A 21128-nucleotide genomic window follows, 5' to 3' on the forward strand; every position below is an offset into this window, starting at 1 on the left:
GAGCGCGACCAATTATGACTTCAGCTATGTTCCCGGAACGCTGACGATCACCAAGGCGCTGCTGACGGTCACGGCCAATGATGCGACCCGCGAATATGGCATCGCCAACCCTGCGCTTTCCAGTACGATTTCTGGCTTGCGCAATGGCGACAGTCAGGCGGTGGTCAGCGGGCTCATACTCGCTACAACGGCCACACAAGCCTCTGGCGTTGGCAGTTACGCGATTACCGCATCGGGCGGCAGCGCATTGAATTACGACTTCAACTATGTCCCCGGCACGCTTGTCATCAACCCGGCAACGCTGACGGTGACGGTCGACAGCCGAACGCGGCCCTATGGTGCGCCCAATCCGGCCCTGACCGCCAGCATCGCGGGCTTCCGCAATGGCGATGACGATGCCGTCGTCTCGGGTCTCAGGCTCAGCACCGCGGCCAATGTTCGCAGCGATGTCGGCAGCTACGTCATCACCGGTTCGGGCGCCTCGGCAGCCAATTACCGGTTCGATTACGTTCCCGGTGCGCTGACCATCACCAAGGCTATGGTGCAGGTGCGCGTCAACAATGCCAGCCGCGAATATGGCCTCGCCAACCCTGCCTTCAGCGCCGTTTTCACGGGTCTGCGCAACGGTGACAATGCAAGCGTCATCAGCGGGCTGACGTTCGGCACTTCGGCCACCATCGGCTCGGATGTCGGCAGCTATGCGATCACTGCGTCGGACGCCTCCGCGCTCAATTATGACTTCAGCTATATCCCCGGGCGCCTGACGATCAGCCAGGCACAGTTGTTGATCACCGCCGACAACAAGACCATGACCCAGGGCAGCGGCTTGCCGACGCTGACCGTTAGCTATTCCGGCCTGCGCAATGGCGACACGGCCGATGTGGTGACCGGGCTGGTCCTGCGGTCCTCGGGCGCTGGCGATGCAGCGCCTGGCCAGTATATCATCAACGCCTCGCGTGGCAGCGCTCGCAACTACCGGATCACCTATCGCCCCGGCGTTCTGATCGTGCTGCCGAATATTGCGCCGCCGCCGCAGGATCCGCCGGGAACAGGTGGAACACCGACCCCGCCCGATGTCGTCCGCCCGCCGATCATCGTGACCGTGCCTCCGGTGACGTTGCCCATTGCCGGCGGCAATCCGCCGCCTGCGACCGACGCTGCTCCGCCAGCAGGCGGCACGACACCCAGCCAACCCCCCAGCGGCACCATCTCTCCTGTCGTCACCCTGCCATCTCAGGGGACGGTCGTTCTGCCGGCATCCCCCCAGGAAACGACCCCGCTGCAGGTGCTGCAGGGCTTGTCCAATCCGCTCCCCGTGCTGCTGGCGCCCGAGCTCAGCCCGGCGGCTGAGGCCGGTCAGAACAGTCCGGCGCAGGGCGATGGACAGCCCGGTGGCTGCGAGTATATCAGCCTGTGCAACGGCACGGCGGCCCCCTTGTGGACATGGCAGCCTGCCCAGTGAAGAAAGTGAATTGCATGCGTTTCGTGTTCCGTTCGGCGGCTCTGGCGCTTGGGGCGGCCCTGGTTTCGGCACCGCTCGTGGCGCAGACGGCAAAGCCCGCAGCGCCTGCAGCGTCCGCAGCCACCCCGACAGCCCCGCAGGCGATCACGCCCAAGATGGGCGCCGATGGCGCCAAGCCCTGGGCATCGGGCTGCAAGGGGACGGGAGAGCAGGAAATCTGCGATGCCGTGCAGTCGCTGATCGACGAGGCCAATGGCAAGGAAGTGATCCGCGTCGCGATTGCCCGCCAGAAGGCAACGGGCAAGACCGGGTTGCTGGTCAAGGTGCCGCTGGGCGTGCGGCTGGATACTGGCGCCCTGATGCAGGTCGACGGCGATCAGGCCAAGGCCATCGACAAGATCATCTTCAGCCGCTGCCTGCCCGAAGGGTGCATCGGCGAGAAGCCGCTGGCCGCGACCGATATCGATCATCTCAAGAAGGCCAAGAAGCTCGAGCTGGTCTTTCTCGACCTTGAAGGCAAGCCCATCGTGATCAACGTCGTGCCGACGGGTCTCGCAACGGCGCTTGCCTCCTTCTGACGAGGCCGGGGCAATGACCATCCGACCGTTTCATCTCGCCTTTCCGGTCGATGATCTGGACGCTGCGCGCCATTTCTATCGCGAGCTGCTCGGCTGTGGCGAGGGGCGATCGTCCGACCAGTGGATCGACTTCGACCTTTACGGCCACCAGATCGTTGCGCATCTCGACCCGGAAGCGAGCGCGCGGCGCACACACCACAATCCCGTCGATGGCCATGATGTGCCGGTGCCGCATTTCGGGGTCGTGCTGACGATGGACGATTTTGATGCGCTGGCCGATCGGCTGAGGGCGGCGGGTACGCGCTTCGTCATCGAGCCGCATATCCGCTTTGCAGGGCAAGTCGGTGAGCAGGCGACAATGTTCTTCCACGACCCGGCGGGCAATGCGCTGGAGTTCAAGGCCTTTGCCGACGACGCAATGCTGTTTGCGAGCTGAACCTGTTCCGGCTCTCGCCGCAGAGCCGTTCAGTCGACCGTCAGGTCCACCGGCAGCGTCGGTTCGCTGATCACACGCTCCATCGCGGCCCAGCGTGCCGTGGCATCGGCCCCGGCGGCCTCGACATGGGCCTGTACCATGTCCTGGCCGAGGCCATAGTTGATGACATAGCTGCGATAGGTGTCGGTAAAGCCGATCGACTGCCTGGCCCGCGCCTCGCTCATCAGCTGGTATTTCTGCGTCAGCGCAATCGCCTTTGCGCGGTCGATCTGTCCATCGAGATACATTTGCGCGATGGTAAAGCGTGCGCCGCGCAGCCCTGCCAGCGCCTTTTGCAGTTGCGCCAGGCGGGCAGCATCGGCGGTCGAAAGTCCTGCCAGCGGATAGAGCTCGCGCATTTCGAAGGCCAGCTTCTCGTCGCCCGGAAAGGCAAGATCGATGCCGTAATTGGCCGAGCCCTCGGCAATCAGGCTCTGCGGACTGTAAAGCGGATAGACGCTGTATTCCATCCATCCGCGCGCGCGCATCAGCCGCTGCTCGAGCAGATAGTTGAGCGCGTGATGGCCGGGATAGCCCTCATGACAGCCCAGATCGACCGCACGGGTGATACGGATCGGCAGATCCGTGTTGATCTGGATCAGGCTGGCGAGATTGCCCTGATAATAATTGTAACCGCTCCATGGCTTGCCGGTGACGAACTCCATCCTGAAGCTTTCGCCCTGCGGCAGCGGAATATGCGCGGCGGTTCGTGCCCGGCACTCGGCGATCGCACGGTCGAACACGGGTTTCAGCCGGTCGGAGGGGATGACGAAGCGATCCTGAAAGGCATCGACGCGCTCGGCCAGCGTGCCGGAACCGGGCAACAGCGCCTCGATCTCGGCCAGCACCGGATCATAGCTCGCCAGCGGCTGAATATCGGGCGTCGCGCCGAACAGGCCGAGCGATTCCTGGCGGAAGGAGAGCTTTTCGCCGCGCAGCATCCTGAGGCGCGTTCGCGCGGCGTTGAGTTGGGCGCGCAGGAACTTTGCGCGGCGCTGGACCATGATCTCGCGGCCGGAGACGTCGATCGCGGCGAGCTGCGCGTCGAGCGTGTCGACCGCCAGGGCGAGCGCTGCAAGGTCGCGGGGATCGGCCTCGGCCTGCTTCTTCCAATCCGCCGGACCATAATAGGCATCGATATAGCCATTCTCGTGCGTGCCGATTTCCAGCGACAGCATCACATACTGGCGCGCGATGTCATTCAGCGGATCGGCGGTCCTGCTGCTGCCAGGCGCAGGCTTCTGCACGCAGGCGGCGCAGGCGAGGACCAGCGCCAGCAGACCCCATCGGGTGATCATCTTCATGCGCGCACCGCTTCCTCATCGTCATCGCACTCCAAGCTTTCGACATCGCCGTCGGTGCGCACCTCTTCTTCCTGCTCGAGTTCCTCCTTGATGTGCAAGGGGTGAAGCGGACAGACGCGCAGGATTGTATAGCCCAGCAGCGCAGATACGACCGACCCCATGATGACCCCGATCTTGGCTTCGTCGATCAGCAATGCGTTGCCCGGAAAAGCGAGTGCGCCGATGAACAGGCTCATGGTGAAGCCGATGCCGCACAGCGCCGCGACCGCGTAAATCTGGAGCCAGGTCGCCCCGCGCAGCTTGCTGGCAATGCCCAGCTTCACTGCCAGCCAGACACTGCCGAAAATGCCGATCTGCTTGCCCAGGAAAAGGCCGCTGGCAATGCCGAGCGGCACGGGTGCGAAGGCCTCGCTCAGCCCTACGCCTTCGAGCGAGACGCCCGCATTGGCAAAACCGAACAGCGGAATGATGAGGAAACTGCTCCACGGGGCAATGGCATGTTCCAGCCGATGCAGCGGGCTGTCATGGGCGTCGGGCGTTCCCGGCGTCTTGATGATCGGAATCATGAACGCGGCGAGCACGCCCGCAATCGTCGCGTGTACGCCCGATTGCAGGATCGCGTACCACAGTATGACGGTGAGGATCAGATAGGGGATCAGGTTCATCACCCTGGCCCGGTTGAGGCCGTACATGACCGCCATGACCCCGGCTGCGGCGCCCAGCCACAAGGGTGCGAGACCTTCCGTGTAGAACAGGGCGATGATTGCCACCGCGCCCATATCGTCAACGATCGCCACGGTGACCAGAAAGAGCTTGAGCGAGGTCGGCGCGCGCTTGCCGAGCAGGGCCAGCACGCCCATCGCAAAGGCGATGTCGGTGGCTGCCGGAATGGCCCAGCCGTTCAGGACGGCAGGATCACCCCCGGTTTCGATGAGATAGATGATCGCAGGCGCAGCCATGCCCGCGATCGCGGCGATGACCGGCAAGCGGCGCTTGTCCCAGGTCGAGAGGCGCCCGTCGACCAGCTCGCGCTTGATCTCCAGCCCCACATACAGGAAGAAGATGACCATCAGGCCGTCGTTGATCCACAGATGTGGCGTCATCGGTCCAAGCTTTGCCGTAAGCACCGGGCCCTGGATGTCATGCAGGACATGATGATACAGGTCGTAGAGCGGGCTGTTTGCGATCACCATGGCGATCGCGGCCGACAGGATGAGGATGATCCCGCCCGCCGCCTCGCTGTTGAGAAATTCGCGCAGGGCGGATCGATGCCCGTCGCCTGCATGCCCCTGTGCGCCCATGTCTGCTCCCGTTTGTGCTGCCCGAACGTGCCTGACCGGATCGGCCCTGCAAGGGCGAATTCCCCGCGTTTCGGGGCAGGTCAGTCGGTGATGCGCCAACGCACGAGCAGCAAAAGCGCTGCTGACGGCTGGCACGGTAATGATCAAACGTCTATCGGCAAAGATCGGGCGGGTCCAGTCCCGGACGGGTAATGCAAGGGTGAAGCTCCATGTCTCAATCCACAAGCAGTGATGCCGCAGCGCAGGCGGTTCCCGGCAACGGCACGAGCCTGGGGCGCTTTGCCGCCCGCGTGGCCGGGCCCCTGGGCGGGTGGTGGCGGGCTAGCGTCATTCCGTCAATCGAGCATCGCGCGGTCATCGCCAAGGTCGATGACGAGGCCAGCCTGACGCCACGCTATGCGTTCATGATCCTCATGTCGGCCGGTATTGCCGTATTGGGGCTGCTGCTCTCTTCCCCGGCAGTGGTCATCGGTGCGATGCTGATATCGCCGTTGATGGGGCCGATCATCGGTCTGGGCTTCGGCATGGCGCTGGTCGATGGCAACGAGATTCGTCGTACGGCCATGACACTTGCGGGCGGGGTGCTCCTTGCCATCCTGTTCTCCGCACTTGTCGTGTTCTTTTCGCCGATCAAGGACATAACACCCGAGATTGCCGCGCGAACGCGGCCCAATCTGTTCGACCTGCTGGTTGCGCTCTTCTCGGCGCTGGCCGGGGCCTATGCCATGATCCGGGGCCGCGAGGGCACGATTGTCGGTGTTGCGATCGCCACCGCGCTGATGCCGCCGCTGGCCACGGTCGGCTTCGGTCTTGCGACGCTCAACGGGACCGTCTTCTTTGGGTCGCTGCTGCTGTTTGTCACCAACCTGATGACGATTGCGATTGCCGCTGCGATCATGGCCAGGCTCTACGGCTTCGGTCCCAAGCTGACGAGCCGGCAGAGCGGCATGCAGGCGGCCGTGATCATCGCGGTGTTGCTGGGGCTTGCGATACCGCTGGGCTATTCGCTCAGCCAGATCGCATGGGAAGCGCGCGCGCAGCGTCAGGCGCGCGATGTCCTGGCCGAACAATTCCCGCGCCAGGCCAAGATCGATCAGCTTGAGATCGATTTTTCCGGAGAGCCGCTGGCGGTTCGCGCGACGGTTCTGACGCCGGAATATCGTGCCAAGGCGGCAGCACAGGGCGAGACATTGCTGGCCAGGGCGCTGGGCCGCCCGGTCAAGCTCAGCCTCGACCAGTTCCGTGTCGGTACAGCCGCCGGAGACGCGGAGGCCGCTCAGATTGCTTCGGCCTCGGCGCGCGAACAGACCCGCAAGGAGCGTGCAACCGCCGCTCTTGTCGGGCGCGAACTCGCCATTCTGGCTGGGGTCGCGCCAGAGGCGGTGCTGATCGATCGCGACAAGCGGCTGGCGCAGGTTCGCGCCGCATCATTGCCGGGAGCGACGCTGGCCACATATCGTGCCCTCGAACAACGCCTGGCTGCAGCCGAACCGCAATGGAAAATGCAGCTGGTTCCCCCGCCCCTGCCTTTGCCTGTTATTGGCATGGATGGAGATGAACTGACCGACGATGGCGCCGATAATCTGGCGCTGGCAATATGGGCAGCGCGGCGGACCGGGATTCCGGTGATCGTTTCTGGACGTGCAAGTGTTTCGCAAATTGTTTTGACTAGGTTCAAAGAAGCAGGCATTGATATCGAAAGCAACGAATCATCGAACGTCGGTGACGATATTCGCCTGACATGGGCGTTACAAACCGAAGTGCGATGATGATCGCCGGGGGGCGAGCATTTGGGCGCACAGGATGCAGTCGCAGAAGCTGGAATTGCTGAAGCGCTGCTCTCAGCGTTCTTTTCCAGCGCTGACCTGTTGGCGAGTGAGCTGTTGCTGTTCGCCGGGATCTGGTTCCTGATCGGTGCCATAGACGATTTTTCGCTCGATTTTGTCTGGTTGATCAATCACTTGCGTCCTGCGCGGCGGGTCCGGCGGCTGAATTCGGGCATGACTGCCAAGTCCATGCGCTTTGCGGTCTTTGTTCCGGCGTGGGATGAGGCCGATGTCATCGGCGACATGGTGGCACATAGCCTGGCGCGCTGGTCCGGCGACAATTTCCGGCTTTATGTCGGCGCCTATGCCAATGATCCTGCCACGCATGCGGCGGCGCTTGGCGGTGCGAGGGGCGACAGGCGCCTGCGCCTGATGACCCTGGAAGCCGCCGGACCCAGCTCGAAGGCGGATTGCCTCAACCATCTGTGGCGGGCAATGCGGGCCGACGAGGTGCAGCAGGGCTGGGCCTTTGATGCGGTGGTGCTGCATGATGCCGAGGATGTCGTGCATCCTGCCGAGTTCGAGCTTTACCAGCACTGGCTTGCCGATCACGATTTCGTCCAGATCCCGGTATGGCCGCTGATCGATCCTGCCTCGCGTCTGATTGGCGGTCATTATGCGGATGAGTTTGCCGAGGCGCATTTGCGCAAGATGCCGGTGCGCAGTCGCCTGGGTGTGGCGATGCCGTGTGCCGGGGTGGGATGTGCTTTCCGCCATGACGTGCTGCTGGCGCTGGGTAGGGCATCGGGCGAGGATGCGCCCTTTGCCACCGACAGTCTGACCGAGGACTATGAGCTGGGAATCCGCATCCACGAACGCGGCGGGCGTGGCGTGTTCGTGCGCGAACGCGATGCCGGCGGCGATCTGGTGGCTACCCGAGCCTTCTTTCCCGGCGAGCTGTCGGCCGCAGTCCGGCAAAAGACCCGGTGGATGATCGGGATCGCGCTATCCGGCTGGGACAGGACTGGCTGGGGCGGATCGATGGCCGACATCTGGATGCGCGCCCGAGATCGCAGGGCAGCGCTGGCCGCGCTGGTTCTGGTGGCAGGCTATCTGGGGTTGGCGCTCTGGGTGCTGGTGGCGATGGGGAGCTGGCTCGATATCTATCGGCCAGCGCCGCTCGATCCGGCTGCGCATGTGCTGCTGGTGGCAACGGGTTGTACCCTGGTCTGGCGACTGCTGGTCCGCGCCGCATGCACCGGATGGAACCACGGCTGGACGGAGGCGCTCTGGTCGCTGCCGCGTGCGTTCGTGAGCAATATCATCGCGGTGATGGCCGCGCGCCGGGCGCTCGTCGCCTATACTGCCAGCCTGAGGGGGGCGCGCCTGGCGTGGGACAAGACGCGCCATCGCATTCCATCAGCATCCCATCTGCAACAGGGCGCAATTCCTGCCCCTGGTCCCGCCCGGGACGAAGGGCATGGCTGAACTTGCTTCACCGCCTGTCGCCAAGGCGCGATGGCATGGTCAGCCGCTGGTCTTTCTGTGCACCGTGATCATCGTCTGGACCTTCGCTCGCGTGATCCACCACTGGCCCGACGGGAGCCTGGCGATCGTCATGCCCCGGTCCGATCCAGTCGTCGCCAGAGCGTTCGGCGAGACGTCCGGGCAGGGCCATAGGGTGCTGGATATGGATCAGCCGCGATTGCGGGCGCGCACGTTCGGCCCGGCCGGACGGCCAGCGCCTTCCGCTTTGGCGCCAGCGCCGTCATCAGGCGCATGGACTGGCAGGACGACGCCGGACGCCGATCGATCGGTGGAATGGAAGGAAGGGCGCGCCGTGCAAGCTGCGGTCGCGCAACTGCCCCGCGCACCGCAGGAGGCCATCTTCCTGCCGCCGCCGGGCCAGGGCATGCGTGAGGGGGGTGGCCGGTGGTCGGTCTATGGCTGGACGCTGGTGCGGCAGGGCGATGCCAGCGCCAGCCTGGCTCCCGGAGGGCAATATGGTGGCAGCCAGGCCGGGCTGGTGGTGCAATGGACGCTCGCCGATACGCGGAACCGGCCCGCGCTCTATGCGCGAGCCACGTCGGCGCTGGCCCGCAGCGATGACCGCACCCTGGCGCTGGGCCTGTCGGCAAGGCCGATTGCCGGGCTGCCGATCGACCTTGCCGTCGAACGACGGTTTGCGCTTGTCGAAGGACAGCGGGATCGGCTGGCACTGCTGGCGGTAGGCGGCGCCGGCAGTGTCGTGGAGCGGACCGGCACCCGGATCGAGGCTTATGGCCAGGCCGGAATGGTCGGGATCGGACGGCGACAGGCTTTCTTCGATCTCCAGGCGACCGCAATGCAGCCCGTCCATCGCCGCAAGACGACAGCATTCGCGCTCGGCGGCGGCCTCTGGGCCGGCGGCCAGCAGAATCCCGATGGGCAGGGTGGCAAGCCCTGGGTGCATCGCGTCGATATCGGTCCGCGCGCTGCCCTCACTTTTCCGGTAGACCGAGGCGCGCTCACCCTTGCGCTCGACTGGCGGCAACGGATCGATGGCGATGCGCGCCCGGCATCGGGTGCGGCGCTGACCTTGTCCGCGGGTTTTTGAAGGAAAAGCCGACCAAATCATTGCTAGCCCCTTCTGCTGATCGGTCAAAGCCGCTAGCGTTTGCAGGCTCATGGATGTCTATCTTCCCATTGCGAATCTTTCGGTCAACGCGCTCGTCATCATCGGGCTGGGCGGTCTTGTCGGCATCCTGTCGGGCATGTTCGGCGTGGGCGGCGGATTTCTGACCACGCCCTTGCTGATCTTCTACGGCATTCCGCCGACAGTTGCCGCAGCCTCCGCCTCGACCCAGGTGACCGGCTCCAGCGTGTCGGGCGTCATCGCGCACAGCCGCCGCAAGGGGGTGGACTATCAGATGGGCGGGGTGCTCGTCGTCGGCGGGATCTTCGGGACATTGGCGGGCGCTGCGCTCTTCCGGGTGCTGCAACAGCTTGGCCAGATCGATACGGTGATCAACATCGTCTATGTTCTGCTGCTGGGTTCGATCGGCGGGCTCATGGCAAAGGAAAGCCTGGCGAGTGTCCGTGCGCTGCGCCGGGGAGAAAAGCTCCCCGCCAAGAAACGCCGCCATCACCCGCTGGTTGCCAACCTGCCGCTGCGCTGGCGCTTCTATCGTTCGGGTCTTTACATTTCGCCTCTCGCACCGCTGATCCTCGGCTTTGTCACCGGCATCCTCACCATCCTGCTGGGTGTGGGGGGCGGCTTCGTGATGGTGCCTGCCATGCTCTATCTGCTGGGCATGGGCGCGCAGGTCGTGGTGGGCACCTCGCTGTTCCAGATCCTGTTCGTGACGCTGGTCTCGACGATGGTGCACAGCCTCACGACCAAGGCGGTCGACATCGTGCTGGCGGTCCTGCTGCTGATTGGCAGCGTCACCGGGGCTCAGCTTGGTGCGCGATTTGCCCAGAAGCTGCCGCCGGAATATCTGCGCCTGTTGCTGGCGACCCTGGTTCTGCTGGTCGCGGCGCGGCTGGCCATCGGGCTGGGCTTCCGTCCAGCCGAAATCTACACGGTCGAGCTGCTCAAATGAAGGCTGCGTGGCGGATAGCGCTCTGCCTTGCGGCCGTGCTGTTGACCGGGGCGAGCGAGCCGGTGCTGGTGCCCGAGGTTTCCCAGCGTGATATCCAGATACAGTACGGGTTCACGGGCGCAGAACTGTTGCTGTTCGGCGCCATCGTCTATCCCGGGGGAACCCCGCCCGCGCGCGACAGCGATATTGTCGTTATTCTCAAAGGGCCACCGCAATCCATCGTGCTGCGCGAAAAGCAGAAGATTGCGGGCATCTGGATCAATGCCGCCAGCAGCGAGTTCCGTTCCGCACCTGGCTATTACGCGGTCGCCTCCTCGCGCCCGATCGAGAAGATCGTGGATAAGCGCACGGCAGCCATCTACGAGTTCGGCCTCGACAATCTGCAGCTTTCGCCGGCCGGGACGATCGATCCCGAGGAGCAGCGTCGATTCCTGGCCGGACTGGTCGATCTCAACCGCCGCGAAGGCCTGTACAAGCAGCAGGAAGGCAGCGTCGAGATTCTGGAAGGCGTTCTCTATCAGGCACGCCTTTCAATTCCGGCCAGCGTACCCACCGGAACCTACACGGCCGAAACCTTTCTGGTCCGCGATGGTCAGGTTCTCGCCGCAGCCGTCCGAGAGATCGAAGTGCGCAAGTTCGGGTTCGAACTGCTGATCGCGAATGTCGCCGAATACCGTCCCTTCACTTATGGCGTGTGCGCAGTTCTTGTATCACTGGCACTGGGCTGGCTGGGCGGCGTCGTTTTCCGCAAGATCTGATTGCCACCGCAATTTGCTGTCATAGAGGGAAAATTTACCCGATCGGATTAACACTGCGGGCTTGTTGGCAAAGCAATAGGCGGAAAGACAGCCCGTGGTCGATCTCAACCCTCGCAGTTTCCAGGGGCGCATGCCCGCCGCTTCTTCAGATCAGCCGGAAGTTCCGCGTATCGTGCAGCGCCCTGCAGAGCATCTGCGGATCGGCGAGGTGGTCGAGATTGCCGGGGCCAGTTCGCAGGTCCTGCTTGATGCCAGCCGTCTTCAGGCACTGGTGGATCATAGTGACCCCAGCATCTCCATGGCTGGGCAGGTCGGTAGCCAGGTCAAGATTCGGATGGGCAGTCGCTGGCTTGTCGCCAACGTCCGTACTCAGCGGATGCACCAGCGCGAGGCCGGGCTGATCGTTTGCCAGATCGACTTTCTGGGTGAGGGTGAAGAGGAGCGGCTGACTGGCCGTATTTTCAATTTCCGCCGAGGCGTCACCCGCTATCCGGTGCCGGGGACGCCGCTCTTCGCGATGACCAGTGCCGACCTGAAACAGGTCTATGCGGCCGATTCGCGTCCGCATATCGAGGTCGGGACGGTCTATCCCACCAGCGATACCCGCGGGGCGCTCTATGTCGATGCGCTGCTGGGCAAGCATTTCGCGCTGCTGGGATCGACCGGTACCGGCAAATCCACCGCAGCTGCGCTGATCCTTCACCGGATCTGCGACATGATGCCTGACGGGCATATCGTGATGGTCGATCCGCACGGCGAATATTCCAAGGCCTTTGCCCAGAATGGCCAGCTCTTCGACGTCGGCAATCTCGCGATGCCCTATTGGCTGATGAACTTCGAGGAGCATTGCGAGGTATTCCTCACGTCGCACGGTGCAGACCGCCAGACGGACGCGGAAATTCTGGCCAAGTGCCTCCTGGCCGCACGGTTGAAGAGCAAGCTGGCGCTGGGCAACGCCCGTGTCACCGTCGACACGCCGATCCCCTATATGCTGTCGGATCTGATCGCGAACATCCAGAACGAGATGGGCCGGCTGGACAAGGCGACATCAAGCGCGCCGTTCCTGCGAATCAAGGGGAAGATCGAGGAGATCAAGGCCGATCCCCGCTACAGCTTCATGTTCTCCGGCATGCTCGTGGGCGACACCATGCTGGACTTCATCGCCAAGGTGTTCCGCATGCCTGCCGAGGGCAAGCCGATCTCGATCATCGATGTGTCGGGCGTACCGTCGGACATCACCGCAACGGTGGTCGCCGTCCTCAGCCGCATGATCTTCGATTTCGCGATCTGGAGCCGCAAGGAGAAGGTCCGCCCGGTGCTGCTGGTGTGCGAGGAAGCGCATCGCTACATCCCCTCGGACCGCGTGAACGAGCATAGTGCAGTGCGCGAGGTTCTGAGCCGCATTGCCAAGGAAGGCCGCAAATACGGCGTCTCGCTGGGTCTGATCACGCAGCGTCCGTCAGACCTTTCGGAAGGCGTGCTGTCGCAATGCGGCACCATCATCGCGATGCGCCTCAACAATGATCGCGATCAGGCGCATGTCCGTTCCGCTATGCCCGAAGGCGCACGCGGTTTTCTCGATTCCATCCCGGCACTGCGCAACCGCGAGTGCATCATCTGTGGTGAGGGCGTCTCCATCCCCATTCGCGTGTCGTTCGACGATCTTGCGGAATCGCGCCGCCCGGCTTCGGACGACCCGGCTTTCAGTGCCCTGTGGCGCGAAAATGGTGGCGAAAGCGAGATGATCGCCCGGGTCATTGCGCGGTGGCGCAACAAGGACAATCTGAACGGCAATCGCTGAGCACGCGTCGTATCACGCCGTCAGGTACCGCGCGTATCGCCGTAAAGGTGGATATGCAGCCGGTCTGTAAAGCGCCAGCCGCGATCCAGGCATAATGGTGCGAGCCACGCGCTGCGCGCGCGCAAGTCGGCCGGTGTCGTTCCTTCCGGCATCAGAATGATGCGCTCGGCAGCAATGGCGAAGCGTTCTGCCAGCGCTGCCACTTCCTCGGCATCGTCTGGATCGGCGATCACGAACTTGAACCAGGCGCGCGGATCGCGGGCATGGATCGCCAGCGCGTCCCGGTTGAGGCGCGCGGTATCGGTATTGCCCGAATGACCAAGCTTGGGTGACAGGTTGAGTTGATCGACATGGGAGGCAAAGCCCGGCGTCAGCGCCACGGTACCGTTGCTCTCGATCTCGATATGATAGTCAGGCCCCAGCAGCGCGCAAAGCCCAGCCAGAGCGGGCTGCTGCAGCAGCGGTTCGCCACCGGTAAAGACTATGTGGTGGCAATCGAATGCCCGGATTCGCGCGGCGATGTCGCCCACGTCCAGCGTCACGCTGTTGGAGCGTCTCTCATATTGCCGGTCGCCGCGGTGCGCACCGGGATGGCCGTCGAAAAACCAGGTATAGGGCGTGTCGCACCAGTGACAGGCCAGGTTGCAGCCCGACAAGCGAACGAACACCGAAGGCCTGCCCAGCGAGATTCCTTCCCCCTGCAGCGAATGGAAGATTTCCGGCTCTTCGGCAACAATAGTAGCGAGTCTAAGTCTCTGCATATCTTCCGTTACCTGAATATTGTAATATATTGAGTATTTCCAAATTGTTGTATTGCTGCAACGCAACATTGCAAAGTTAATCTCAAAAACAAAATTTCATTGATGTGTGAATTGCTGATATTAATTCATGTGCAGCCGTGACGAATCTCCCGACAGAGGAGTGGTGCGGCTTGCAGGTGGAACGCGAACCCGATGATGGAGCGTTCCTTATGAAAAAGAATATTGTCGCATTCATTCTTTCAGTGTCATTTATGTCGCTGGGTTCTGCTGCGGCCTATGCAGAAGACATGGGCTCGGCTCTCGCGGTTGAGGCTGCCGCAGTCCCGGTCGCTGCCAGCACGTCTCCCCAGCAAATCTCTCGTGACCCTGCGCCCGAGGCGAGCCATATACTGGCAGCATCGGTGCTGGCAAACCATTCCAGCCCGGCGATGGTACTTCCCACAGCCGGATCCTACAGTTTCGGCGCTGCGGCCACGGCCGAAACGTCCGATGGCGTTATCGCCCTGACTTCGGCAGAGGCTGGCAGTTTCGCAGCGCAGGACAGTGGCATGTCCGGCAGCGGAGGTTCCTCGCGTGAGCCGAGCTATACCGTCAGCCTGAACCAGGACAGCTTTTTCGGCTTCTATCCGTCGTTCAACGGACTGATCCCCGTCGACGAGAAGATGGATTTCAGCTTTTACGGAATCTTCTGGACGAAGCCGGCATTCGGTCTGGGCCAGGGCAATACCGGGGATGATCTTTGGACCGAATTCGGTGTCGGCGTGAATTTCAACCTCGCCGACGGTCGGCTCAAGGTCAAGCCACAGATCGGCATCACCAACGGTTCACTGCTCTCGGGGGGCTCGATTGTCGGCGGGAACACGGCCGGCTCGCGGTTTCTGGATGGTATCGTTCCCAGCCTGACCATCAACTATAGCGACGACAAGTTCGAAGCCGAATATTATGGCGGCTATTATGCTGCCCTGCGTCAACGCGATGGAAATGCCGCGCTCGACTTCCTGCATACGTGGATCAATGCCGGATACAAGGTCAGCAGCACGGTATCCTTTGGCCCGCATTACGAACTGCTGTACAATGCGCGCAACACCTATCCCGGCGGTCGTGCGAACACGACCTACGAATGGCTTGGCGGTTATGTTCAGATCTCGCTGGCCAAGGGCTTTTTTGCGAGGTTTACCGGCGGCACCGATCTGGATGACGACAATGCCGGCGACTTCTACAAGATGTCGGTGGGCATGTCTTTCTGAGCCGAGATGGCGGTGCACTGCCGCACCCTTCGAAGGGCGGCGATGGTCGGTGGATCGTGGTTCTGGATGATGGTCCCCGTGCAAGGCTGGAGTGTCTTCACCATGAACGAAGACACTCCAGCCTGAGTGTTGCCGCCTTTTTCGAAGCGTTGGCCGGAGACGATCAACGCTTCGAAAAATGCTCTGGCGCTTCTCAGGCCATGACGGCTTGCGTCAGGGACCATCCCTCCTGTCAGAACGCAGCCGTGAGGCTCACCACCACCGTGCCATCGGCAATCTGGCCGCCGCCACCGCGGACCCGGCTGAAATTCGGCTGCAGATAGGCCGATTCGGCTGGAGTGATGTCCGTATCGACATAGGCAACGCCCAGTGTCAGCGGGCCATAGACGTTGACCGATGCGCCGATCGAGTAATCCCAGTATTCGCCGGTAGGCGTGACGCTGGTGCCGTTGGGGCCGAGACCGGGATTGCCCTCCGAATAGCCGATATGGGCGTTGATGCTTACCGGCGTGTCAGGAATGGCGAAGCTCGCATCGCCCGCGAGGTACAGGTTGTCCTCGTTCTGGCCGCGACTGAATGGGGTGTTCGACACATTGCTGAGCGCGTTCTGCTTGGGCGCATAATAGACGGCTGCGGTCAGCGTGGCGGGACCCGCAGTGCCCCTGAGCTTGGCATAGCCTTCGAAGAAATCGGTCTCGTCAGCACCATTGGGATACATGTACCAGGTGACGCCGACATCGATGGTCGTCGAGTCAAAGGTTTTTGTGTAGCCGGCAAAGATGTCGAGCTCGAGATTGGGGCCGCCGAACGTGCCCCAGCCTGCCAAGTTCGATGCCCAGGTGCCGGCATAGAAGCCGGATTCGTGGTTTATGGTGAAGCCGCCCTGGACTGCCACACCTTCATCCGACTGAGAAACGCCGCGGAAGCGATAGTCGGACACCAGGCCGACCGATCCGGTGATGGTGACTGGCTTGGACTCCTCTTCCTGCGCAAAGGCAGGGGTGGCAATGGCCGACGACGCGAGGAGGACGAGGCCTGCAAGGCCCCGGTGGAATTTGGACGTACGCATGTTTTTCCTTTCAACTGGATGCGTTTCGTCCCGCCTGCGCTGCAGCGGCTACCCTCTGTTCTTGCTGGCGTCCCTTGGCGCCAGATATGGGGTGCTCGCAATCAGCGACAGCAATGCTGCCCTGTCGTGCTGCAATGCACAAGAAAAATATTCCAACTATAGAAGATATGAAGAAACATTGTGTCTTTCGCGCCACGAATTGTGGCCGCTGCGGACCTTTATCGCAATGTTAACCGGGCTGCGGCACGGTAATACGCGATGTTCTCGCCGCTCGCCCCGATTCAGTCCGACTCGCGATCGCAAGCGGCAATCGATTCGCTGCTTGCGCGAATCGACGCGATCGACACCGTTCTGGCCGTGTTGAATCACCAGGTCGGTACAGGCGGACACAATGTTGCGCCCACGCTCGCCACTCGCGCAGCCCTGGCAGAACTCGACCTGGCAACAATCAAACGGATGGCCATGGAAATGGATGCCGTTTCGGCAGTGCTGCAGGCAGGTTACACTGCCCTGCAAAGCGCACGCAAGCGCGGTCATTGGGCTCATGCGGCAGCCGTCATGCTGATGCGTGAATCGGCCGAGGCCTTCGCTGCGGCGCTCTCCTTGCCGATCGTGGAGCGCTGACCGACCCATAGCGGTCGGGACTTTCATTTGTTCCTGTTTTGTATTAGCCCCGGGGCATGGATGATGTTCTGCCCCAGGCGCGGCCAGCGCTGCATATCTCGGATCGGTTGCCCGTGTCCGACTCGTCGCCAACAGTCCCTCCGGGGGGTGCAGCCGCGGTGGCGCGCGGAATTGGGCGGCTGTTCCGGCGCAATCAGATCTGGGTTGCGCCCGAAGTGGCTCTGCCCAATGGCAGGCGCGCCGATCTGATGGGCATTGATGCGCGCGGACAGATTATCATCGTGGAGATCAAGGTGGCGCGCGCCGATCTGCTGGGCGATGCAAAATGGGGCGAATATCTGGACCATTGCGACCGTTTCTATTGGGGACTGTGTCCATCGCTCGATGCGGGGCTGGTTTCCGGCGAGGCCTTTCTTCCCGATGCAACCGGTCTGATCATCGCCGATGCCTATGATGCCGAGATTGTTCGCCCTGCGGCGACCCGCCCGTTGGCGGCGGCCCGGCGGAAGAGCGAGACGCAGCGCCTGGCTGCCCTGGCACTGCGCCGTCTCAACCTGCTGCAGGATCCGCCGCCCCCTGACGAAGCCTACTAACCAATCTGGTTATTTCTGCTTGACATCGTCACGCTGAATAGGTACAAAACAAGAACATCGAGATAACGCGAGTCGGAAGCTTCCCGGCAACAGGCTTTCTCGGATTTCCTGTACCCAGCGGAGAATGCCTTGTCCGATAGCCTGTCGGAGGAAAGCCTGTGCGCCTTTCTCGACCATCTTGCCGAAACGTCGAACGTCTCGGTTTCGGCGAGGCGTGCCGGAGTTTCGCGATCGGCAGTCTATCGGCTGCGCGCGACGTGCCCGGCGTTCAGCCGGGGCTGGCAGATGGCGATTGCGACCGGCTATGACGAGCTGGAATTCCGCATGCTCAAGACCGCGCGCTTCGGCACGATCAAGCCGGTCAAGCGGCCTGACGGCAGCATCGGCAGGGCGACCGAATTTGACGATGCGCAAGGCTTGAAGCTGCTGATGGCCTACAAGCAGAGCGCCGAGAAGACCCGCAGCGATCCACCTGCCGAGCCGCAACTTGCAAGAACAGCGCGTGACCAGCTGGCTGCGACGCTGGAGCAGATCCGCCAGCGGCTGGATGGCAGCACGAAAGACGACCAGCGCTCGAATGACACAGCCTCCGCAGCACCGGGATCAGGTGCCGCATGAAGCATCTGTCGCTGGCCGAAAGGCTGGCGGCCATGCCGGGCGAGGCCGCGCGCCTCTATCTGGACGGTCTTTCCGATGGCGCAGTTGCGGCGCTTGAGTTTCACTGGCCGTTCTGGGCGAGGCCCGAACAGCTGGCACCGGCGGGGGACTGGCGGACCTGGCTGATCCTCGCAGGCCGGGGCTTTGGCAAGACGCGCGCCGGAGCGGAATGGGTGCGGCAGATCGGCGAATCGATTGCCGATGCGCGCATCGCATTGGTCGCAGCAAACCTGGCCGAGGCGCGCAGTGTCATGGTCGAGGGGCAGAGCGGGCTGCTGGCGATCGCGCCCGAGTCGACGCGACCGCAATGGGAACCCTCGCTGCGCCGCTTGCGCTGGCCAGGCGGGGCGCAGGCGGTGCTGTTCTCTGCTGCCGAGCCGGAAGGCCTGCGCGGACCCGAGCACAGCCATGCCTGGTGCGACGAGATTGCCAAATGGGACAATGCTTCGGGTCGCGCGATGGCGGCATGGGACAATCTGCAGCTCGGCCTGCGGGTCGGACGACTGCCACAGATCTGCGCGACGACCACGCCGCGTGCCGTGCCGCTGGTGCGACGATTGCTCGATGATCCGGGCCTCGTCATCAGCCGGGGCAGCAGCCATGCCAATCGCGCGAACCTGCCGCCCGCGTTCCTCGCGGCGGTCGAGCGGCATTATGGCGGCACGGCGCTGGGGCGGCAGGAGCTGGAAGGCGAACTGCTCGAGGACATCGACGGCGCCTTGTGGAGCCGCAGCCTGATCGAGGCGTGCCGTATCCGCTGGAGCGCTGAAGGTTGTGTGCGTGTCGTGATCGGGGTCGATCCACCTGCAGGGTCTTCGGGCGATGCGTGCGGGATCATTGTCTGCGCGCTGCAGGACGATGGCCGGGCAGCGGTGCTGGCGGATTGCTCGGTCGAAGGGGCTTCGCCCGAAGGCTGGGCGCGCGCTGTGGCGAACGCGTCCGATGCCTGGGGCGCGGACCGGATCATCGCCGAGGCCAATCAGGGCGGCGAGATGGTAGGCGCGGTACTGCGCGCCTCGAACATCGCGCTGCCGGTGCGGCTGGTGCACGCAAGCCGGGGCAAGGCGGCAAGGGCCGAGCCGGTGGCCGCGCTCTACGAAGCGGGCCGTGTGGTCCATTGCGGCACCTTTGCCAGACTGGAGGACGAGATGTGCGGCCTGATGGCAGGTGGCACCTATCAGGGGCCGGGCCGCTCCCCCGACCGGGCCGATGCGCTGGTCTGGGCGCTGACCGAATTGATGCTGGGACGGCGCGGCACCCCGCGCATCCGATCGCTGGAGACATGATATGGGATATTGGAAGCAGCTTGCGCTTGCGCTCAAGGGTGCGGCGCGGGACCGACCGGTGCTGGCGCGCGCGTTCACAGGCCCGTGGAGCCTGGCGCTCGCCGATCCGCCGCTCAGCCATGCCGAGCAGGTGCGCGCCGCCTATTGCGACAATCCCATCGCCCAGCGCGCGGTGCGACTGGTGGCCGAAGGGGTGGGCGGCGCGCCGCTGCTCGGGTCCGATCCAGCCATTACCGCACTCGTGTCCGCGACCAGCGCGGGCCAGGGGCTGCTTGAGACGCTGGCGGCGCATCTGCTGCTGCACGGCAATGGCTATGTGCAGTTCCTGCGCGATGCCGACGGCAGGCCCGCCGAGCTGTTCGCGCTGCGCCCGGACCGGGTGAGCATCGAGCCCGACGAGCGCGGCTGGCCAGCTGCTTATGTGTACCGCGTCGGCGACAGCGTTTCCCGGCTCTCGGCGCAAGAGGGCGATGGTGCGCCGGTGATCGTCCATATCAAGGCGTTTCACCCCAGCGATGACCATTATGGTCTCGGCTGCCTGGGCGCAGCGGCGCGGGCGGTGGCGGTGCACAATGCCGCCGGGCGCTGGAACCAGGCGCTGCTCGACAATGCTGCGCGTCCCTCGGGCGCACTTGTCTATCGCCCGGATGAGCCCGGCGGGGTGCTGACGCCCGAACAGTTCGACCGGTTGAAGGCCGAGCTCGAGGCGAGCTTTGCCGGCCACGCCAATGCCGGGCGGCCGATGCTGCTCGAAGGGGGGCTCAGCTGGCAGAGCATGGCCCTGTCACCAGCGGACATGGACTTCGTCGCGCTCAAGTCGAATGCGGCGCGCGAGATCGCGCTCGCCTTCGGGGTGCCGCCGATGCTGCTCGGGCTGCCGGGCGACAATACCTATGCCAATTATCGCGAGGCCAATCGCGCACTGTGGCGGCTCACGCTGCTGCCGCTGGCAGACAAGATCACCGCCGCGCTGGCCGAGGGGCTCGAGCATTGGTGGCCGGGTGCCGCTTTGGCTGTCGACCGGGACAAGGTGCCCGCACTGTCCGAGGATCGCGAGATGCTCTGGCAACAGGTGGGGGCGGCAGACTTTCTCTCTCCGCAAGAAAAGCGGGCGATGCTGGGGATATCAGGATGATGGAAAGCGAGGACATGCTCGCCAGCCTTCTGGCTCAGGCGGCAGAGGAAGGCGCGGACATTGCCACGCTGCGGGCGGTGGTGGAGGAGGCAGGCGATCTGGGTGCTGCCCGGGCGCTGGCACGGATCGGCCTCGCCGATGCACGCGCTGGCGACGACCTGCGCGAGCTGCGCGAACTGCTGCAGGGCTGGCGCGATGCACGTTCGGGCATCTGGGGCCAGACCTTCGACAAGTTCATTCGCGGCGTCATGGCGCTGCTGCTTGCAGCGCTGGCGGTGCAACTGGGCCTGGGCGAGATGGTGCTTTGACGTTCCGCCTGGCTGGCTATGCCGCTTTGTTCGACAAGGTGGATCGCGGCGGCGATATCGTGCGGCGCGGGGCGTTCGCGCGGTCGCTGGCCGATCTGCGCCAGCCGCTGCCGCTGCTCTGGCAGCACCGGCCCGATCGGCGCATCGGCGCTGTGACGCTGGCGCAGGAGGACCGGCGCGGACTGCGGGTCATCGCGGCGCTGGTACCGGATGCCGACGAAGCTGAGGCCGCCCTGCGGAGCGGTGCGGCGCGCGGCCTCAGCTTCGGCTATCGCGTGCGTCATTCCGAAGGCAGCGCGCCGCGTGAACTGATCGATCTCGATCTCGTCGAAATCAGCCTGGTCAGCGTGCCGATGATGCCGGGGGCGAAGGTTCACATGGCGCGCTGAGCGTTTCCCTTTTTCCCAGCTGCCCCGCTT

General features: G+C 63.7%; 21 protein-coding genes. 17 read left to right on the forward strand and 4 right to left on the reverse strand.

Annotated elements, in window-relative coordinates:
* The 3 genes from C7451_RS19910 to C7451_RS05295 all read left to right on the forward strand — a co-directional run.
* Window positions 1–1462 (forward strand): MBG domain-containing protein (locus C7451_RS19910; RefSeq protein ID WP_279629489.1); only part of this gene is annotated, 1462 nt, incomplete at its 5' end.
* Between the two features lie 14 nt (window positions 1463–1476).
* On the forward strand, window positions 1477–2040 hold the full coding sequence (locus tag C7451_RS05290) for an invasion associated locus B family protein (RefSeq protein WP_167398426.1): 564 nt from the start codon (window positions 1477–1479) through the stop codon (window positions 2038–2040).
* A gap of 13 nt (window positions 2041–2053) precedes the next feature.
* Window positions 2054–2476: a VOC family protein gene (locus tag C7451_RS05295; protein WP_110297909.1), complete on the forward strand. Its 423-nt coding sequence runs from the start codon at window positions 2054–2056 to the stop codon at window positions 2474–2476.
* Window positions 2477–2505: 29 nt separating this feature from the next.
* Here C7451_RS05295 and C7451_RS05300 read toward each other — a convergent pair whose 3' ends face one another.
* Both C7451_RS05300 and nhaA read right to left on the reverse strand, forming a co-directional pair.
* A complete protein-coding gene (locus tag C7451_RS05300) occupies window positions 2506–3819 on the reverse strand; it encodes a hypothetical protein (protein ID WP_208625146.1) in 1314 nt (437 codons plus the stop codon).
* The gene (gene nhaA, locus C7451_RS05305) at window positions 3816–5120 is read right to left on the reverse strand and encodes a Na+/H+ antiporter NhaA (protein ID WP_110297910.1); all 1305 of its coding nucleotides are present in this window, start codon (window positions 5118–5120) and stop codon (window positions 3816–3818) included. The genes C7451_RS05300 and nhaA overlap by 4 nt, the downstream gene beginning before the upstream one ends.
* Before the next feature lie 209 nt (window positions 5121–5329).
* Here nhaA and C7451_RS05310 point away from each other — a divergent pair, with 209 nt between their 5' ends.
* The 6 genes from C7451_RS05310 (at window position 5330) to C7451_RS05335 (ending at window position 13029) form a co-directional block, all read left to right on the forward strand.
* Complete coding sequence (locus C7451_RS05310; RefSeq protein ID WP_110297911.1) at window positions 5330–6889, forward strand: DUF389 domain-containing protein; 1560 nt, start codon at window positions 5330–5332, stop codon at window positions 6887–6889.
* A gap of 21 nt (window positions 6890–6910) precedes the next feature.
* Window positions 6911–8374: a glycosyl transferase family protein gene (locus C7451_RS05315; RefSeq protein WP_425266458.1), complete on the forward strand. Its 1464-nt coding sequence runs from the start codon at window positions 6911–6913 to the stop codon at window positions 8372–8374.
* Window positions 8367–9482: a hypothetical protein gene (locus C7451_RS05320; RefSeq protein WP_110297912.1), complete on the forward strand. Its 1116-nt coding sequence runs from the start codon at window positions 8367–8369 to the stop codon at window positions 9480–9482. The genes C7451_RS05315 and C7451_RS05320 overlap by 8 nt, the downstream gene beginning before the upstream one ends.
* Before the next feature lie 70 nt (window positions 9483–9552).
* Window positions 9553–10470 (forward strand): sulfite exporter TauE/SafE family protein, encoded by a 918-nt coding sequence (locus tag C7451_RS05325; RefSeq protein WP_110297913.1) that lies wholly within the window; start codon window positions 9553–9555, stop codon window positions 10468–10470.
* Window positions 10467–11228: a TIGR02186 family protein gene (locus tag C7451_RS05330; protein WP_110297914.1), complete on the forward strand. Its 762-nt coding sequence runs from the start codon at window positions 10467–10469 to the stop codon at window positions 11226–11228. Before C7451_RS05325 ends, C7451_RS05330 begins: the two co-directional genes overlap by 4 nt.
* Window positions 11229–11358: 130 nt before the next feature.
* On the forward strand, window positions 11359–13029 hold the full coding sequence (locus C7451_RS05335; protein WP_110297915.1) for an ATP-binding protein: 1671 nt from the start codon (window positions 11359–11361) through the stop codon (window positions 13027–13029).
* A gap of 20 nt (window positions 13030–13049) precedes the next feature.
* On the opposite strand, the gene C7451_RS05340 is transcribed toward C7451_RS05335, so the two are convergent.
* Window positions 13050–13790, reverse strand: a complete 741-nt coding sequence (locus tag C7451_RS05340) for a 7-carboxy-7-deazaguanine synthase QueE (protein WP_110297916.1) — start codon at window positions 13788–13790, stop codon at window positions 13050–13052.
* A gap of 209 nt (window positions 13791–13999) precedes the next feature.
* Between C7451_RS05340 and C7451_RS05345 the strand changes: the two genes are divergently transcribed.
* Window positions 14000–15037, forward strand: a complete 1038-nt coding sequence (locus tag C7451_RS05345) for a DUF6733 family protein (protein ID WP_146215287.1) — start codon at window positions 14000–14002, stop codon at window positions 15035–15037.
* A gap of 232 nt (window positions 15038–15269) precedes the next feature.
* Here the strand turns inward: C7451_RS05345 and C7451_RS05350 are convergent, their stop codons facing one another.
* Entirely contained in the window at window positions 15270–16106 is an 837-nt protein-coding gene (locus tag C7451_RS05350) for a TorF family putative porin (protein ID WP_110297918.1), read from the reverse strand.
* Window positions 16107–16364: 258 nt separating this feature from the next.
* Between C7451_RS05350 and C7451_RS05355 the strand changes: the two genes are divergently transcribed.
* The 7 genes from C7451_RS05355 (at window position 16365) to C7451_RS05385 (ending at window position 21098) form a co-directional block, all read left to right on the forward strand.
* On the forward strand, window positions 16365–16730 hold the full coding sequence (locus C7451_RS05355) for a hypothetical protein (RefSeq protein ID WP_110297919.1): 366 nt from the start codon (window positions 16365–16367) through the stop codon (window positions 16728–16730).
* 158 nt (window positions 16731–16888) lie between these two features.
* Window positions 16889–17323, forward strand: coding sequence for an MmcB family DNA repair protein (locus C7451_RS05360; protein ID WP_425266459.1), 435 nt, complete (start codon window positions 16889–16891; stop codon window positions 17321–17323).
* Between the two features lie 129 nt (window positions 17324–17452).
* Window positions 17453–17941, forward strand: coding sequence for a hypothetical protein (locus tag C7451_RS05365; protein WP_110297921.1), 489 nt, complete (start codon window positions 17453–17455; stop codon window positions 17939–17941).
* Window positions 17938–19266, forward strand: a complete 1329-nt coding sequence (locus C7451_RS05370; protein WP_110297922.1) for a DNA-packaging protein — start codon at window positions 17938–17940, stop codon at window positions 19264–19266. The genes C7451_RS05365 and C7451_RS05370 overlap by 4 nt, the downstream gene beginning before the upstream one ends.
* A 1-nt stretch (window position 19267) precedes the next feature.
* The gene (locus C7451_RS05375; protein WP_110297923.1) at window positions 19268–20401 is read left to right on the forward strand and encodes a phage portal protein; all 1134 of its coding nucleotides are present in this window, start codon (window positions 19268–19270) and stop codon (window positions 20399–20401) included.
* The gene (locus C7451_RS05380) at window positions 20398–20709 is read left to right on the forward strand and encodes a DUF6127 family protein (RefSeq protein WP_341866616.1); all 312 of its coding nucleotides are present in this window, start codon (window positions 20398–20400) and stop codon (window positions 20707–20709) included. The genes C7451_RS05375 and C7451_RS05380 overlap by 4 nt, the downstream gene beginning before the upstream one ends.
* Window positions 20706–21098 carry an HK97 family phage prohead protease gene (locus C7451_RS05385; protein WP_110297925.1) on the forward strand — a complete coding sequence of 131 codons (393 nt, stop codon included), beginning with the start codon at window positions 20706–20708 and terminating at the stop codon, window positions 21096–21098. Before C7451_RS05380 ends, C7451_RS05385 begins: the two co-directional genes overlap by 4 nt.
* Window positions 21099–21128 lie beyond the last annotated feature (30 nt).

This window comes from Blastomonas natatoria, from assembly GCF_003201955.1.
GTDB classification, from domain to species: Bacteria; Pseudomonadota; Alphaproteobacteria; order Sphingomonadales; family Sphingomonadaceae; genus Blastomonas; species Blastomonas natatoria.

Coding starts and splice junctions, on each gene's coding strand:
- C7451_RS05290 (WP_167398426.1), top strand. CDS start 1,477: ATGCGTTTCGTGTTCCGTTCGGCGGCTCTGGCGCTTGGGGCGGCCCTG.
- C7451_RS05295 (WP_110297909.1), top strand. CDS start 2,054: ATGACCATCCGACCGTTTCATCTCGCCTTTCCGGTCGATGATCTGGAC.
- C7451_RS05300 (WP_208625146.1), bottom strand. CDS start 3,819: ATGAAGATGATCACCCGATGGGGTCTGCTGGCGCTGGTCCTCGCCTGC.
- nhaA (WP_110297910.1), bottom strand. CDS start 5,120: ATGGGCGCACAGGGGCATGCAGGCGACGGGCATCGATCCGCCCTGCGC.
- C7451_RS05310 (WP_110297911.1), top strand. CDS start 5,330: ATGTCTCAATCCACAAGCAGTGATGCCGCAGCGCAGGCGGTTCCCGGC.
- C7451_RS05320 (WP_110297912.1), top strand. CDS start 8,367: ATGGCTGAACTTGCTTCACCGCCTGTCGCCAAGGCGCGATGGCATGGT.
- C7451_RS05325 (WP_110297913.1), top strand. CDS start 9,553: ATGGATGTCTATCTTCCCATTGCGAATCTTTCGGTCAACGCGCTCGTC.
- C7451_RS05330 (WP_110297914.1), top strand. CDS start 10,467: ATGAAGGCTGCGTGGCGGATAGCGCTCTGCCTTGCGGCCGTGCTGTTG.
- C7451_RS05335 (WP_110297915.1), top strand. CDS start 11,359: ATGCCCGCCGCTTCTTCAGATCAGCCGGAAGTTCCGCGTATCGTGCAG.
- C7451_RS05340 (WP_110297916.1), bottom strand. CDS start 13,790: ATGCAGAGACTTAGACTCGCTACTATTGTTGCCGAAGAGCCGGAAATC.
- C7451_RS05345 (WP_146215287.1), top strand. CDS start 14,000: ATGAAAAAGAATATTGTCGCATTCATTCTTTCAGTGTCATTTATGTCG.
- C7451_RS05350 (WP_110297918.1), bottom strand. CDS start 16,106: ATGCGTACGTCCAAATTCCACCGGGGCCTTGCAGGCCTCGTCCTCCTC.
- C7451_RS05355 (WP_110297919.1), top strand. CDS start 16,365: ATGTTCTCGCCGCTCGCCCCGATTCAGTCCGACTCGCGATCGCAAGCG.
- C7451_RS05370 (WP_110297922.1), top strand. CDS start 17,938: ATGAAGCATCTGTCGCTGGCCGAAAGGCTGGCGGCCATGCCGGGCGAG.
- C7451_RS05375 (WP_110297923.1), top strand. CDS start 19,268: ATGGGATATTGGAAGCAGCTTGCGCTTGCGCTCAAGGGTGCGGCGCGG.
- C7451_RS05380 (WP_341866616.1), top strand. CDS start 20,398: ATGATGGAAAGCGAGGACATGCTCGCCAGCCTTCTGGCTCAGGCGGCA.